This window comes from Bradyrhizobium sp. HKCCYLRH2047, assembly GCF_051168175.1.
Taxonomy (GTDB): domain Bacteria; phylum Pseudomonadota; class Alphaproteobacteria; order Rhizobiales; family Xanthobacteraceae; genus Bradyrhizobium.
Genome location: NZ_JBNPUM010000001.1, coordinates 719,125 through 733,558, shown reverse-complemented (window position 1 = coordinate 733,558; position 14,434 = coordinate 719,125). Strand labels below are relative to the sequence as shown.

The following is a 14,434-nucleotide window of genomic DNA, read 5'->3' as shown; positions in this document are numbered from 1 at the left end:
CCTCGTGTGTTGTCGTTCCATTTCGGGCTCTCTGCTGCTGTGGAGATTCTCCGGTGGGACCCAAACATTTCGAGAACAAAGCCCGACGCGAATGGTGGTCGCTGCACATCGAGGCATGGCGTCGAAGCGGCCTCGGAATCCGCAAATACTGCCAACAACAACGTCTGACCGAGAACACGTTGCGGCGTTGGCTGAAGCGGCTTGCCGGCGAGGAGACCGCGCTTAAGCTCAAGAAATATCAGACGGAATTGCGCCGCGAGCGCGCCCGGGACGAGCGAGAAAAGATGCTCCGAAAGCAGAAGCAGCGCAGGTTCATAGTCACCGCGGACGTGCGCAATCGAGCTTCTCAGGCGTTCTGGTCGATGCATGTCGAGGCGCTGAACTGGAGCGGGATAGAGCTCCCTATGCCGCGGCGATGCAGCTGTCGCCGCATTCGCTGCGCAAATGGCGCGACCGATTGGCGGCCGGCGAGGTCACAATCGACTGGCGCGCCCATCTTCATCCCTCCGCCCGTCCGGCCGTTAGCACTAGTGCTAGGAACTCACAGCCCGAACGCCGCTTGACAGCTGCCGAAGTCGGCGATCCGGCGGCGCCCAAAATGCCGGCCCGCCGCTTCTTCAGCGACGAGGAGAAGCTCGCGATCGCCAGGGAAACCAAGCTACCAGGCGCCAAAGTCTCTGCTGTCGCCCGCAAGCATGGGATCGTCACCGGGTTGCTGTTCCGCTGGCGCGCGCAGTTCGGCATCGCGCAAAAGAAGCGCTCCAAGCTCGCCCGTGTTGTGCTGCCCGACGACATGCCCGCCGCGCGCGCCTTGCGCGATCTCGTGCGTCCACCAGAGGGCATGATGGCTGTCGACCTCGCTGACGGACGGCGTGTCTTCGCTCCCGCCGGTAGCGATCCGGATGCGGTGCGGCCGCAGATCGAAAGCGGAGATGAAGCGCGATGATGTTCGTCCCTGCAGGCGTGAAGGTGCACCTGGCGCTTGGCTACAACGACATGCGCAAGGGCATGGACGGCCTTGCAATGCTGGTGCAAGACACGCTGAAGAGGGATCCGTTCTCCGGTCACCTGTTTGCCTTCCGCGGCAAGAAGGCATCGATCCTGAAGGTCCTGTTCTGGGACGGAAACGGGCTTTGTCTGTTCACGAAACGCGTCGACCAGGGCTGCTTCGTGTGGCCAGTGACGGCGGGCTATGATGGATCGATCACACTGACACCGGCGCAGCTCGCGATGCTGATTGAAGGCATCGACTGGCGCGCGCCGGAACCCGTATGGAAGCCGGCGATTGCAGGATGATCTGCAGAAACCGGTGCTGAACTGAGTTGCGATTCTTCTACGAGGAAGCCGGTTCGAGTACCATCGGACATGCAGCTCGATCTCACCAATCTCCCTCCCGATCCTGCGCTTCTGCAGCGCCTTGTACGCGACATTGCTGCTGCAATCGACCATCGCGACACCGAGATCGAGCGTCTCAAGTCCATCATCAGACAGCTGCAGCGGATGCAGTTGGGCCGCAGCTCCGAGCGCATCGATCCCGATCAGCTTGCGCTCGGTCTGGAGGATCTCGACAGCGACATCGGCCGCGTTGAGGAAGCGCAACCGAAGGTACACCGGAAGCCAAGTCTCCGCCGCGACGCCGTCCGCTGCCCGATCATCTGCCACGCGAGGACGTTCTGCTCGACTTGCAAGACCGGATCTGTGGCTGCTGTGCCGGCGCTCTCCATCTGATCGGCGAGAGCGTCAGCGAGATGCTGGATTGGGTACCAGCTCAGCTTCTCGTCGTGCGCACAACCAGACCCAAATACGCCTGCCGAGCCTGCAACAAGGTCGTGCAAGCCGGTGCGCCCGGGCGGTGATCGCTGGCGGTCTGGCGACGCCGACGCTGCTCGCGCACGTGTTGATCAGCAAACACTGCGATCATCTTCCGCTCTATCGGCAATCGCAGATCTTCGACCGTCATGGCGCCGATCTCTGCCGCTCGACGCTCGCCGGCTGGGTTGGCGGCGCATGCTGATGGCTCGAGGCCTTGCACGAACGGCTGTGCAAGAACGTGTTCGCCTCCAACCATCTCTTTGCCGATGACACGCCGATCCCGGTGCTTGATCCTGGCCGCGGACGAACCAAGACGGGACGGCTTTGGGTGTACGCCCGCGAGCAACGGCCGTGGGGCGGACCCGAACCTCCTGCCGCCATCTACCTGTTCGCACCCGACCGCAAGGCCGAGCGACCAGTCGCACATCTTGCCGCCTTCAAGGGCATCCTGCATGTCGACGGATATGCCGGCTTCGAGCAATTGGCCGACAAGGAGGGCACCACGCTCGCAGCGTGTTGGAGCCATTCGCGATGCAAGTTCTACGATGTGGCCGAAGCCACGGCGTCTCCCGTGGCCACAGAAGCCCTGCGCCGGATCGGCGAACTCTATGCGATCGAGGCGCGTATCCGCGGCCAATCGCCTGCTTATCGCCTGGCCGAACGCAGGACGTTCGCCAAGTCAATCGTCGATGCTCTGAACGTCTGGCTCGATACCCAGCTCCGCCTGGTCTCCGGCCGCAGCACGCTTGCCGAGGCGATCCGCTATGCGCTCTCGCGCTGGCATGGCCTGACGCGCTTCCTGAACGACGGCCGCGTCGAGCTCGACACCAATCCGGTCGAGCGCGCCATCCGTCCCGTCACGCTCGGCCGCAAGAACCACCTGTTCGCCGGCGGCGATGGTGGCGGACATCGCTGGGCGGTCGTGAGCTCGCTCATCACGACATGCAAGCTGAACGACGTCGAGCCCTACGCCTATCTGCGAGACATTCTGCAGCGGATAATCGACGGACACCCCGTCAACCGCCTGGACGAATTGCTGCCGTGGAGCTAGCAGCTGGCTATTCATGTCAAGACCTGATGCATGTGCAGCGGCCGGACGCTTACATCGGGCGTCGCCGTCACTCTCGCCCCCTCGCCTACGAGCCCGCGAATCTCGTCGCTCATTTCCAACTCGCATCGAAGCTCTGTGTACGCGAGCGCAGCCTGACCAGAGCAACGCGTTCCATCGCTGCAGGGGTGTGGGGGGATAGAACACCTGTGATGGAAGGGCCGATGGCAGGCGATGGAATAACCGTTGGCAGGGGCGTTCGGATGAGCGTTGGAAGCAATGGAAGACCGATCGAAGGGGCGATGGAAGGTCATCGGGGCGCTCTTTCAATGTGCTTGCGGCGCTTCGATGCCGGACCCGTTTCCACGCTCACGATCCTGCCCGACGTGAACAAACGCTCCATCGCAGCGCGAAGGGCGCCGGCCGATATTCCGTTCGCCTCGGGATCGCCCGCCAGCTCGAACGGCGCGCTGCCGCGGCCGCTGCTTGGCCGGACGGGCCGGCCCTGGGCGATGCGCTTGTCGAGCAATTTGAGGAACAGTTCATCGACCTCGCGTTCGGCAGCAGCGCGATAGGGTGAACTCTCGGCCGACGTCGCCGGAACGAAAGTCAGGCCGTTCCATCGCAATCTGACTTTCTCTCCAGCGCGGCCGTAATTCGATTTCTTAACCTCGAGTTCTCGGATATCCGGATCGTTTTTGTCGGCGTCCGAAAGGTGCAACATGGAGCGGACCGAGTTGCGCCAATCGACAGAATTTGCCGTTCCTGAACCGTCGGCCATACCGCGTACCGAGGGGTGGTCGAGTAGCACAATCGCCGTCGCATTGTCGCGAGCGATCTTCCGAAGTATCGCAAGAAAACTGCGGACTTGTCGTCGGGCGATGGCTTCGCCGTCGAACACTGCGGCGATCGAATCGATGACGACGAGCATTGGCCGATGCCCAGAAAGCCAGCTTTCGATCTGCAAAAGAAGTGCAGTTTTCGTGACCTTGCCGAGCCGGTCCGTGGTCGCAAGCCAGGTCGCATCGAGGTCAGGAAAATGCAGGTGCAGATGCTCGATTGCATGCGGATCGATATGACGGTGGTCGCAGATGCGCTCGATCCGGTCGCGAACATTGGTCTCAGGCTCTTCACAGCTGAGGAACAGTGCCGGTCCAGTCTCGACCACGCAACCCAGCCAGTCGCCGAGTCCTGCGGCGACCGAAACCAGCAGCTGCACCGCGGTTTCGGTCTTGCCAGCGCCACCATTGCCCGAATAGAGCGTGAGGTCGCCGAGCGGGATCCGAGCGGCCGCCAGCCAGCGCTGCTCAAGCGGCTCCGTATCCTTCCAGTCGACCGGGGTCTTGGTTTCAAGAAACGGAGGGATCTGCGAAGGCTGAGCGCTGGAGCGGCGGTCGGATCGCACTTCCGGTTGCAATTCGAGCGGCATATTCGCCGACATCGCGATTTGCATGACAGCGGCTTCCTTGTCGCCGCCAGCTTCGCCAGTAAGACCATTTGACTCCGCAACTTCGAAGATCTTGTCGACAACAGTAGCGGGGCTGAGGCAGCCGTTCTGCACATACTCACGCAGATGATCGGCCATGTCCTGTAGCGCCTGAAGTCGCGCAGACGGTGAGGCTGGCGCATTCGCAACGATGCGAGCGGCGAGCGAGAGGGCCTTTTGCGCGTCTCTGACCGGCGTTGCGATGCGTGCATCTTGCTTCATCCGAAAAGTCCGGAGCAAGTCGGCCAAGAGATGGCCGCCCACCGCACTCAGAGACCTAAATGCTTAGATGCTATTGGGGGCGGCGCGGCCGCGACGAACTGCTTCCGCGGCCAGCCGGCGGTCAATATATTCGTTGATTGATCTGATCGTGATCCGGCGAGACTTGCCTTCCGTGTAGCTCTCAAGCTCACCGTTGTTGATGAGCTCATACAGCTTCTTGCGCGAGACCTGGATGGCTCTCATCGTCTGGTTTGGCGATGCAACAAGCGGCCCTTCCAACGCTACCGAGTCAGTAGACATGAGCGAAACATCCTGTCGTTTCCGGACATTCCTGAGCATGCCGAAGAAAGGAGTTTCCGCAAAGTGTTCGAGCTATGGCGTGCATTTTCGGCGGCTACAGCGAACAATCAGACGCCAATGCGTAGGCCCGCTGGTTCAATGTCCCAAACGCAAGCTTTGCGCAGGCTTCAAAAGTAACTCAACGATCAGCCAGCTTCACGAAAGCCGATTACGCTCGCCGGCGTCAAAAACTGCGCCCAATCTTTCATGAGGGCACGACGCTTCTCTAGCTTCTGTCCGCGCTGGTAGGCTGCCGCGGTCTCGGACTTGTACTTGTGCGCAAGTGCTGCCTCGCGCACGCCGTCTGGATAGTCCGTGCATTCTTCGGCCCAGGTCGCGAAAGTCGAGCGGAAGCCGTGTACCGTGACGTGACTGTAGCCGAGGCGATCGAGTACGGCGAGCATTGCGTTCTCCGAAAACGATCCGCCGCCCGGATTTGGAAAGATCAGTTCACTGCGGCCCCCATCACGCATGCGATCGAGAATCGCGAGCGCTGGCTTCGAGAGCGGCACGACATGGTCCTGGTTCATCTTCATACGTTGGCCCGGGATTCTCCAGGTCGATGACGGCCCATCGACCTCGCACCAACGTGCGTCTACCACCTCATTAGTACGGCACGCGGTGAATATCAGAAAGCTCAGCATTGAAGCCGCGATACCGGCTGCCGCGGACAAGTCTGCCACGAACTGCGAAGCTTCGGCGTAAGGCAATGCAGGGTGATGACGGACAACGCGCTTCGGCCGCCGCGGTAGTTTCTCGCGCAGTTGTTTGGTGAGCCCTGCAGGATTCCGGAAATCCGTGTCGTCAACGTCGACGTTTCTTGCGATGATGGTTTCGATCCGCCCGCGGACGCGATTGGCGGTTTCTCGCTTCTCAACCCAGATCGGCCGCAGCAATTCGTAGACGTGGCTCGGCTTGATCTCCGGGATCGTGAGTTTTCCGATGGTTGGATAAGCGTAGCGTTCGAGCGACGACGGCCATTGATTGCGGTGCTTTTTGCTCCAGGCCGACCAATTCTCGCGAATGTAGGCTTCGGCACACTCCTGGAAGATGGGACGGGTGACCTTGACGTCTACGGATTTCGCTTCCTCGCGGGCCGCTCGCTTCTCCTGAACGATGTCGACACCCGGCATGCTGCGATCGCCCCTTACGCGAAGGCGCGCCGCATCACGAGCGAGCCGGGCCTCTTTGAGCGGGACATCTTTGAGCGAGCCCAGGCCGAGCCAGCGCTGCTTGCCGTCCTTCCAGTACCGGTAGCTCCAGCTCTTCGACGTGGGGCTCCCGACGATCAGGTAGAGACCGCCGCCGTCAGTGTACTTGCCAGGCCGAGTTTCGCGTTCGATGTCGAGAGGCTTGAGCTTGCCGACCATGCGTTCTCCCTCGCGAAAATCCGTCCTCCGAACCTACGGCCAAAGCTACGGTTTGCATGGTGACAAGGGGTAACATCGCGGCACTGACCGCCACAGCCCTCATCACGCAAAGCGTTGTTTTTGCTGTCGATTCGTACAATCGGATATAGAGGAGAACAATCTACTGGCGGAGAGAGTGGGATTCGAACCCACGGTACGGTTTCCCGCACACACGCTTTCCAAGCGTGCGCCTTAAGCCACTCGGCCATCTCTCCGGCGGCCCTCTCTTGGCGGGGTCGGCGGCGTTTTGCAAGCCGGGCGGGGGCCTCGGCGGCAAATTTCCCCCAAATCGCTGATAAAAATCATCAATCCGCCCTGGTTGCGGGCTCGATCTGGCATCGCCCCCGCCCGGCCGGCCCCACCGTGAACCGGCCGGGCGGACGGCACGACCACTGATTTGCGGCCTCGATCCGGCTGCCCATGAGGGACCTCGCCATGCCGCCATCCTCCCCTGCCTGTCTCGCCATCCTGCTGGCCGCGGCGTTCAGCCTCGCCGCCACCGGGGCGGCGTGCGCTGATCAATGCACCAAACAGGGGGTCGACGTGACCTGCGACGACGGCCGCAAGGGGATCTGGCAGGGCGACGCGATCCTGTGGCCGGACGGGACCAGGTCCAGCCTGAATCCACACCCGTCCGTCATCATCGGCAACAAGGCCTCGGTGGTCGTCGGGCCGGGCGTGTTCGTCGGACAGGGCAAGGGCATGGTGCCGATGGACAATCCGAGCTCGCCGAACAAGCTGCGCTGCGCCGTGCTCGACGGCGTGTCCTACTGCCATTGAGCCTGTGAGCCTCGCCGCCACCGGCGGCGAGGCGCGAGCCATTCAGTGATAGCGCGCACCGGGCGAGAGCATGCGGCCGGCCAGGAAGCCCGCGGGCGCCGCAGGCAGGGGTTCGATCTCGACCTCGGCGGCGTCACCGTCCTGCAGCGTCTCGACGAAGTCGGCAAACCACTGCTGGATCGAATGGCGGCGCAGCTTCGTCATCATGATCTCGTAGCGCATGCGCCGCTCGTTAAGCGGCATCGACAACGCCGTCGCGATCGTCCGGGCCATGCCGTCGATGTCATGCGGATTGACCAGGAGCGCCGCGTCGAGCTCGTTGGCGGCGCCGGCGAATTTCGACAGCACCAGCACGCCGGGATCGACCGGGCTCTGCGCGGCGACATACTCCTTCGCCACCAGGTTCATGCCGTCGTGCAGCGGCGTGACGACGCCGACCTGGGCGCTGCGATAGAGTCCTGCCAGCACGCCCTGCCCGTAGCCCTTGTTGAGGTAGCGGATCGGGGTCCAGTCCACCTCGCCGTGGCGGCCATTGACCTCGCTGACCAGGCGCGCGACCTCGCTCTGCAGATTGCCATAGGCCTCGATCGATTCGCGCGAGGGCGTCGCGATCTGCAGCAGCGACGCGGCGCGCAGCAGGCTCGGGTGCATCGTCCACATGCGATCGAAGGCATTGATGCGATTGACCAGGCCCTTGGAGTAGTCGAGCCGGTCGACGCCGATGGCGAGCTTTTCGCCGTTCAGGCTGCGGCGCAGTCGCGACACATCCGGATGCGCCACCGCCTTCGCCGCCTGCTGCGCGAACTTGTCGGCGTCGATGCCGATCGGGAACACGGCCAGGCGGGTGCGGCCGTGCAGCGACCTGACCACGCCGTCACGCACCTGCAGGCCGAGATCGGTGCGGATGCAGGCGGTGAAATTCTCGCGATCATCCTCGGTCTGGAAGCCGATCAGATCATAGGCAAGCATCGCGGTGACGAGATCGCGGTGATTCGGCACGCTGTCGATGACGCTGCGCGCGGGCCACGGCGTGTGCAGGAAGAAACCGATCGGGCTCTTCACACCGAGCGTGCGCAACTCCGCGCCGAGCGACAGGAAGTGATAGTCCTGGATCCAGAACAAGGTGTCCGGCTTCTGGAATCGGAGCAGCGCGCGCGCCACGAAGGCGTTGACCTCGCGATAGGACCGATAATCATCATGCGAGACGCTGATCAGATCGCTGCGCGAATGCAGCGCCGGCCACAGTGCCGAATTGGCGAAGCCTTCGTAGTAGCCGGCATAATGCGCGGCTGGCAGATCGAGCAGCGCCAGCGCGCCTTCACCGATCTGCTCGATCTCCGCGATCGGCTCCGTCTGCGCGCCGTCACGCACACGTCCCGAAGACCCCACCCATACTGCCCCCGATTTCTCCACAACGGGCAGCAATGCTGCCGCAAGTCCGCCGGTCATTGGCTCGTTGGCTTTGCCACGCGCCACCCGATTCGAAACCACGACGAGGTTCACAGCTCCCTCCTGTTGGTCATGTCGGTTAACAGCTGTTCATCAATATGGTTCCAGGCCACCCTTTCAACCAAATGAAACCAAATTCGGGCATTCGCGCGGTGTAATCACAGCGTCAATCAAGTCAGAACGTTTCTAATCAAGAGCGACGCATGCAACATGCGAATGCATGGCGAATGGAACTAATAACGCGGCGATGCGGAACCCCTGCGCGGACCGCTAGGTCGACGAATTAGTTCCGCCGTCGGCGAGGCGCGCCAGGAACGCGCGCACGTCGTCCGGTGCGTCGAAATGTCCGTCGACACCGAGCGCGCGGCGGCCGACCGAGAACGACAGGCCGGCGAAATCCGGCATGATCGCGAACACCGTCTCGTCGGTGACGTCGTCGCCGATGAAGAACGGCTTGCGTCCCTTGAACGGCGCGTGCCGCATCAGCTCGCGCACGCCGCTCGCCTTGGTGAAGCCGGCATGCTTGATCTCGCACACACACTTGCCGGGCAGCACCTCGATCGGCGCTCCCGGCAGGTCGGCACGGATACGCGACACCTCTTCGTAGATCGCCTTCTCCGCCTGCGGCGCGAGGCGATAATGCAGCGCCAGCGAGTACCCCTTGTCCTCGAGCAGAATGCCGGGGCTGAGCTTGGCGATCGCGGCGAGCCTGCGCTTCAGCTCCTTGTCCAGCGGCGGCGCCTTGATCGCATCCGCCTCGCCGCCGCCGCCGAGCCGCATCTCCGCGCCATGCCCCCCGACGGCGGGGTAGACCTCCGGCGCGAAGATGAGATCGATGTCGTTGAGTGAGCGGCCCGAGACCAGCGCCAGCGCGCCGGAGGTTCGTTGCAGCAACGCGTTTAGTGCCTCGGCAAGGCCCGGCGGTACCCACACCTCGCGCGGCGTCGGCGCAAGATCGAGCAGGGTGCCGTCGATATCGAGCAGGATCGCCACCTCGCGAAGGTGCGGCACGAGACTCACCGGCGTCGGAACGATCTCGGCGGGCTCCGACGCAGGCGAAGCAGTCAGATCGGAGTTTTCGGACTTCATCATCTACTCCATGACAGCGAGCGGTCGCGCCACCTGCTCGAGCGATTTGCGCTCGGCCGCGATGGCATAGCGCCAAGCGACGAGCGCCGCCACCAGCATCAGCGCGGCACCGAACAGATAGCCGCCGAACACCGCGCCGCGCGCCCCGCTGTCGAGCAGCACGCCGAACAGCGCGGGTCCCGCGACGCCGCCGATCCCGGTGCCGATGGCGTAGAACAGCGCGATCGCGAGCGCGCGCACCTCCAGCGGAAAATTCTCCGACACGGTGAGATAGGCGGCGCTCGCCGCCGGTGACGCGAAGAAGAAGATCACCATCCAGGCCGCGGTCTGGGTCGCGGCGCTCAGCACGCCGATCGAGAACAGATAGCCGGTGAGCGCGAGCAGCACGCCGGAGACGCCGTAGGTGAAGGTGATCATGGCGCGGCGGCCGAGCGTGTCGAACAGGCGGCCGAGCAGCAGCGGCCCGAGCACGTTGCCGGCCGCGAAGGGCAGGATGTACCAGCCGACGTGATCGGACTTGATGCCGTAGAAATCGGTCAGCACCAGCGCGAAGGTGAAGAAGATCGCGTTGTAGAAGAACGCCTGCGCGATCATCAGCGTCAAGCCGACCAGCGAGCGCTGGCGATAGACCGAGAACAGCGTGCGCGCGACCTCGGCGAGCGGCGTGTGATCGCGCATGCGCAGCCGGATCTTCGGCAGGGTCTTCGCACGCTCCTCGCGGTCATGGCCGGTGACGTCGCGCTCGATGGCGGCGACGATGTCGTGCGCCTGGTCCGGATGGCCATGGATCATCAGCCAGCGCGGACTTTCCGGAATCCACATGCGCATGATCAGCACGACCAGGCCGAGACAGGCGCCGATGCCGTAGGCCAGCCGCCAGCCGACATCCGGGCCGGTGACATCAGGATCGAGCAGCACGATGGCGCCGACGGCGCCGAGCGCGGCGCCCAGCCAGAAGCTGCCGTTGATCATGAGATCGGTCCAGCCGCGATAGCGCGCCGGCACCAGCTCCTGGATCGTCGAGTTGATCGCGGTGTACTCGCCGCCGATGCCGGCGCCGGTCAGGAAGCGAAACAGCGCGTAGGTCGCGACATTCCACGACAAGGCGGTGGCGGCGGTCGCGGACAGATAGAGCGCGAGCGTGATGAAGAACAGCTTGCGGCGGCCGATGCGGTCGGTCAGCCAACCGAAGCCGAGTGCGCCGAGCACGGCGCCGGCGAGATAGGCGCTGTTGGCAAGCCCGATGTCGAGATTGGAGAAGTGCAGCGCCGGGCTCTGCTTCAGCGCGCCCGACAAGGCGCCGGCGAGCGTCACCTCGAGCCCGTCGAGCACCCAGGTGATGCCGAGCGCGAGCACGACGCGGGTGTGGAAGGCGCTCCAGCGGAGGTCGTCGAGCCGGGCGGGGATGTTGGTTTCGATGACGCGATCCTGGCCTGCCGTGTCGTCCGGCGGCGCGCTGGATGGCGGCGCTGACGTGATGACGCGGAGGTGCGGAAAGGATGCCTGTCGGGGTGCCATGGAATCCCAATGCGACGGCGCGGGTCGCACCGCATGCTCGACCGAGAGGATGAAGCAAATGCGGCAGCGAAACCCTGCCGCTGCGACCCAACGTCTCGGCCAGCGCTGGGTTCCCCCAAGCGGGGTGGGGAACCTACTCTCGGCACCAATCAGGCCGGGTCAGACGGTCGCGTGGCGGGCCCCAAATGCCGCCTCACACTTGGCTGTCGTCCCGGGCAAGTCCGCTGACGCAAAGCGTCGGCGGACGCAGACCCGGGATCCATACCGCGTGATGCCAATTTGAGGTACGCGATCAATACCGCCCGTCCCACGACTGCTGCGGCGTATGGGTCCCCGCGTTCGCGGGGACGACAGCGGAATGTGCGGCGGCGGCCTCGGCATACCATCGGCCGATCGAGTGCGACCGGCAAAAGTCCTGACGATTTACGCCGCGCGGATGTTGGTCATGAAGCGGTTGAGCTCCGCGCGCAGGCGGGCGCTCTCCGAGGACAGCGACTGGGCCGAGCGCAGCACCTCCTCCGAGGCTTCGCCGGTCTGGGTCGCGCCGCGATTGACCTGGGTGATGTCGGTGGCGGCGGCCTGCGTGCCCGCGGCGACGCTCTGCACGTTCCTCGCGATCTCCTGGGTCGCGCCGCCCTGCTGCTCGACCGCCGTCGCGATCGACGAGGCGATGGTCGAGATCTGGCGGATGGTGCCGCCGATCTGCTTGATCGCGGTCACCGACTCCTGGGTCGCCGCCTGCATGCCTGAGATGTGGTTGGAGATGTCGTCGGTCGCCTTGGCGGTCTGCTCCGCCAGCGACTTGACCTCGGAAGCCACCACCGCAAAGCCGCGGCCGGCATCGCCGGCGCGGGCGGCCTCGATGGTCGCGTTCAGCGCCAGCAGGTTGGTCTGCTCGGCGATCGCGGTGATCAGCTTGACGACGTCGCCGATCTCCTGCGCCGCGCGCGACAGCTTGCCGATGCGCCCGTCGGTCTCCTCGGCCTGGGCCACGGCGGATTCCGCGATGCGGCTGGACTCGCGGACCTGGCGGCCGATCTCGTCGACCGAGGCCGACAGCTCGTCGGTCGCGCTCGCCACCGAGTGGATGCGGCCGGTGGCCTGGTCGGAGGTGCCGCTGACGCGGCTCGCCAGCGACTGCGTGGTCTCGGCGGTGCGCGTCAGCGTCGAGGCCGCCTGCTCGAGGTGCTCGGCCGAGGTCGAGACGTTGGACACGATCGAGCCGACGGCGGTCTCGAACTCGTCGGCGAAGCGGATGAGCTCGGCCCGCCGCGCGGCGCCCGCCGCCTTGTTCTGGGCGTCCTGCGTCGCGGCGTCGCGCTCGGCCTTGGCCACCGCCTGCACTTTGAACTCCTCGACCGCCGCCGCCATCTCGCCGATCTCGTCGCTGCGCCCGAGGCCGGGCAGCCGGACGTCGAAATTGCCCGAGGCGAGCTCGCGCATCGCCTTGCACACCGTGATCATCGGCTTGGAAATGCCGTTGCCGAGCATCAGCGCCAGCACGGCGCCGAGCGTCAGCCCGCCGATCGCCAGCATCGCGATCAGCCGCTCGATGTCCGCGATGGTGGTGTTGGCGGCGGCCTCGATGCGCTGCTGGTCGGAGGCGACCTCGGATTTCAGCCCGTTCGACAGCGCGATGATCTCGGTCCCGACGAGGCCCATTTCCTGTTCAAGCTTGCCGAGCGCCTTCATGTTCTCCGATAGCTTGATGAAGGCGGCGCGATACTGCTTGATCAGGTCGCCGAGCTCGGCGACACGCTGGGTGATCTTCTCGTCATTGGCATAGATCGTCACCAGCGAGGTTTCCAGGAAGCGCGTCCGCGCGATGGCGCCGTCGGCGGTCTTGGCATCCGGCTTGGCGATATAGGTCCCGACCAGCGCGGACACGGTCAGGTACTGGCCGGTGAGGTCCTTGGCCGTCGTCTGCACCGACGGCAGGCCGGCGAGCGCGGCAGTGTCCGCCAGATCATCGAACTTGAAGCGGATCTTGTTGCCGATGATGCCGATCTGGTCGGTCGCCAGCTTGGCGTTCTCGCGGGTCAGGGCAACGATGCTCGAGAACGTCTTGGCGAAGGCCTGAAACTGCGCCTGCAGCTTGCCGACCTGCGCACGCCGCTCGGCGCCGGTCGCGGCCATCGATTTGTCGATCGCGGCCTGGAGCGCCTGCTGGGCAGCGGTGGCCGCCGCCTCGTCCTCGGCTTTGCCGGTCAGGGCATAATAACGGGCGAGCGCCTGGTACGAGACCAGCTCGCGATCGACGGTGCGGGCAGTGTCGGCTTCCGCAACGCTGCCGCGATAGGCCGCCACCGCCGCGGCGACCCGCTCGAACCCCAGATAGGAGAAGCCGATGCTGACGGCGGAGATGGCCAGCACCACGGCAAAGCCGAGGACGATCTTGCCGCGAAATCGCAGGGTCAGAAAATTGGCACGCCGCGACTGCGGCGCAAGCTGCGCAGACATTCCCACCCCCGACACGCCATTCTTTAATATTGGCCACAAACCAACCCGCCCGGCGGCAACGCACCAGAGCGTGATCAAAACTACGTCACAATGGCTAAGGGGCGGTAAATGGGCAGCATCGGCCTACGGCCTGCGCTCTCACCTGCGCCGGTGCCGCCTCGCATGGCGGGCCACATGCGACCGAATCGCCGAGGCCGCGCGCAAGACGTCGCAATGACATCAGAGACGAAAATTCGAGTTGCAAAGTCCTGAGGGCGCTGTTTCTAATCAGAATAAGAAAAATTCATCGGGAGGTTACTCGTGTCGACAGTCAAACTGACGGTGAACGGCAAGGCGGTCTCGGTCGAGGCCGAGGATCGCACCCTGCTCGTTCACCTCCTGCGGGATCATCTCAATCTCACCGGCACCCATGTCGGCTGTGACACCAGCCAATGCGGCGCCTGCGTCGTCCATATCGACGGCCGCGCCGTGAAATCCTGCACCGTGCTCGCCGGCCAGGCTGCCGGCGCCAACGTCACCACCATCGAAGGCATCGCCAAGGGCGACGAGCTGCACCCGATGCAGGCCGCCTTCCGCGACAATCACGGCCTGCAATGCGGCTATTGCACGCCGGGCATGATCATGTCGGCGATCGATATTGTGCACCGCCACGGAGGCGAGCTCGACGAGAGCACGGTGCGTGAGGAGCTGGAAGGCAACATCTGCCGCTGCACCGGCTATCACAACATCGTCAAGGCCGTGCTCGACGCTGCCGGACGGATGAAGGTCGCGCAAGCTGCCGAATGAGGCGGGCGAGAGCCGCCGTTTACCGCAATACCGAGA

General features: G+C 64.3%; 12 protein-coding genes, 1 tRNA gene and 1 pseudogene. 6 read left to right on the top strand and 8 right to left on the bottom strand.

Features of this window, described 5'->3' with window-relative positions; genetic code table 11:
• Positions 1 to 53 precede the first annotated feature (53 nt).
• From tnpA (ACQR1D_RS03285) to tnpC, 4 genes and pseudogenes are all read left to right on the top strand, one after another.
• Positions 54 to 563, top strand: coding sequence for an IS66 family insertion sequence element accessory protein TnpA (gene tnpA / locus ACQR1D_RS03285; RefSeq protein WP_316215252.1), 510 nt, complete (start codon positions 54 to 56; stop codon positions 561 to 563).
• A gap of 35 nt (positions 564 to 598) precedes the next feature.
• Positions 599 to 946: an IS66-like element accessory protein TnpA gene (tnpA, locus tag ACQR1D_RS03280; protein ID WP_434838188.1), complete on the top strand. Its 348-nt coding sequence runs from the start codon at positions 599 to 601 to the stop codon at positions 944 to 946.
• Entirely contained in the window at positions 943 to 1,296 is a 354-nt protein-coding gene (gene tnpB / locus ACQR1D_RS03275) for an IS66 family insertion sequence element accessory protein TnpB (protein ID WP_316215254.1), read from the top strand. Before tnpA (ACQR1D_RS03280) ends, tnpB begins: the two co-directional genes overlap by 4 nt.
• A gap of 69 nt (positions 1,297 to 1,365) precedes the next feature.
• Positions 1,366 to 2,863 (top strand): annotated as a pseudogene (gene tnpC / locus ACQR1D_RS03270) (IS66 family transposase).
• Between the two features lie 307 nt (positions 2,864 to 3,170).
• Here the strand turns inward: tnpC and ACQR1D_RS03265 are convergent.
• The 4 genes from ACQR1D_RS03265 to ACQR1D_RS03250 form a co-directional block, all read right to left on the bottom strand.
• Positions 3,171 to 4,568, bottom strand: a complete 1,398-nt coding sequence (locus ACQR1D_RS03265; RefSeq protein WP_316215255.1) for an AAA family ATPase — start codon at positions 4,566 to 4,568, stop codon at positions 3,171 to 3,173.
• Positions 4,569 to 4,631: 63 nt separating this feature from the next.
• Positions 4,632 to 4,868, bottom strand: a complete 237-nt coding sequence (locus ACQR1D_RS03260) for a helix-turn-helix domain-containing protein (protein WP_316215256.1) — start codon at positions 4,866 to 4,868, stop codon at positions 4,632 to 4,634.
• Between the two features lie 185 nt (positions 4,869 to 5,053).
• Entirely contained in the window at positions 5,054 to 6,277 is a 1,224-nt protein-coding gene (locus tag ACQR1D_RS03255) for a tyrosine-type recombinase/integrase (RefSeq protein WP_434838189.1), read from the bottom strand.
• Positions 6,278 to 6,441: 164 nt separating this feature from the next.
• Positions 6,442 to 6,531: transfer RNA gene (locus ACQR1D_RS03250), tRNA-Ser, on the bottom strand.
• Between the two features lie 220 nt (positions 6,532 to 6,751).
• On the opposite strand from ACQR1D_RS03250, the gene ACQR1D_RS03245 reads away from it, so the two are divergent.
• Positions 6,752 to 7,096, top strand: coding sequence for a hypothetical protein (locus ACQR1D_RS03245; RefSeq protein WP_434838190.1), 345 nt, complete (start codon positions 6,752 to 6,754; stop codon positions 7,094 to 7,096).
• Positions 7,097 to 7,138: 42 nt separating this feature from the next.
• Here the strand turns inward: ACQR1D_RS03245 and ACQR1D_RS03240 are convergent, their stop codons facing one another.
• The 4 genes from ACQR1D_RS03240 to ACQR1D_RS03225 all read right to left on the bottom strand — a co-directional run bounded on the left by ACQR1D_RS03240 (position 7,139) and on the right by ACQR1D_RS03225 (position 13,612).
• On the bottom strand, positions 7,139 to 8,599 hold the full coding sequence (locus ACQR1D_RS03240; protein WP_434838191.1) for a trehalose-6-phosphate synthase: 1,461 nt from the start codon (positions 8,597 to 8,599) through the stop codon (positions 7,139 to 7,141).
• Between the two features lie 216 nt (positions 8,600 to 8,815).
• A complete protein-coding gene (otsB, locus tag ACQR1D_RS03235; RefSeq protein WP_434838192.1) occupies positions 8,816 to 9,634 on the bottom strand; it encodes a trehalose-phosphatase in 819 nt (272 codons plus the stop codon).
• A 3-nt stretch (positions 9,635 to 9,637) separates the two neighbouring features.
• Positions 9,638 to 11,152 carry an MFS transporter gene (locus tag ACQR1D_RS03230; protein WP_316238042.1) on the bottom strand — a complete coding sequence of 505 codons (1,515 nt, stop codon included), beginning with the start codon at positions 11,150 to 11,152 and terminating at the stop codon, positions 9,638 to 9,640.
• A 423-nt stretch (positions 11,153 to 11,575) separates the two neighbouring features.
• Positions 11,576 to 13,612 (bottom strand): methyl-accepting chemotaxis protein, encoded by a 2,037-nt coding sequence (locus ACQR1D_RS03225; RefSeq protein WP_434838193.1) that lies wholly within the window; start codon positions 13,610 to 13,612, stop codon positions 11,576 to 11,578.
• Between the two features lie 300 nt (positions 13,613 to 13,912).
• Between ACQR1D_RS03225 and ACQR1D_RS03220 the strand changes: the two genes are divergently transcribed.
• The gene (locus ACQR1D_RS03220; RefSeq protein WP_315717018.1) at positions 13,913 to 14,398 is read left to right on the top strand and encodes a (2Fe-2S)-binding protein; all 486 of its coding nucleotides are present in this window, start codon (positions 13,913 to 13,915) and stop codon (positions 14,396 to 14,398) included.
• The last annotated feature ends 36 nt before the right edge of the window (positions 14,399 to 14,434 follow it).

Coding starts and splice junctions, on each gene's coding strand:
- tnpA (WP_434838188.1), top strand. CDS start 599: ATGCCGGCCCGCCGCTTCTTCAGCGACGAGGAGAAGCTCGCGATCGCC.
- tnpB (WP_316215254.1), top strand. CDS start 943: ATGATGTTCGTCCCTGCAGGCGTGAAGGTGCACCTGGCGCTTGGCTAC.
- ACQR1D_RS03265 (WP_316215255.1), bottom strand. CDS start 4,568: ATGAAGCAAGATGCACGCATCGCAACGCCGGTCAGAGACGCGCAAAAG.
- ACQR1D_RS03260 (WP_316215256.1), bottom strand. CDS start 4,868: ATGTCTACTGACTCGGTAGCGTTGGAAGGGCCGCTTGTTGCATCGCCA.
- ACQR1D_RS03255 (WP_434838189.1), bottom strand. CDS start 6,277: ATGGTCGGCAAGCTCAAGCCTCTCGACATCGAACGCGAAACTCGGCCT.
- ACQR1D_RS03245 (WP_434838190.1), top strand. CDS start 6,752: ATGCCGCCATCCTCCCCTGCCTGTCTCGCCATCCTGCTGGCCGCGGCG.
- otsB (WP_434838192.1), bottom strand. CDS start 9,634: ATGAAGTCCGAAAACTCCGATCTGACTGCTTCGCCTGCGTCGGAGCCC.
- ACQR1D_RS03230 (WP_316238042.1), bottom strand. CDS start 11,152: ATGGCACCCCGACAGGCATCCTTTCCGCACCTCCGCGTCATCACGTCA.
- ACQR1D_RS03225 (WP_434838193.1), bottom strand. CDS start 13,612: ATGTCTGCGCAGCTTGCGCCGCAGTCGCGGCGTGCCAATTTTCTGACC.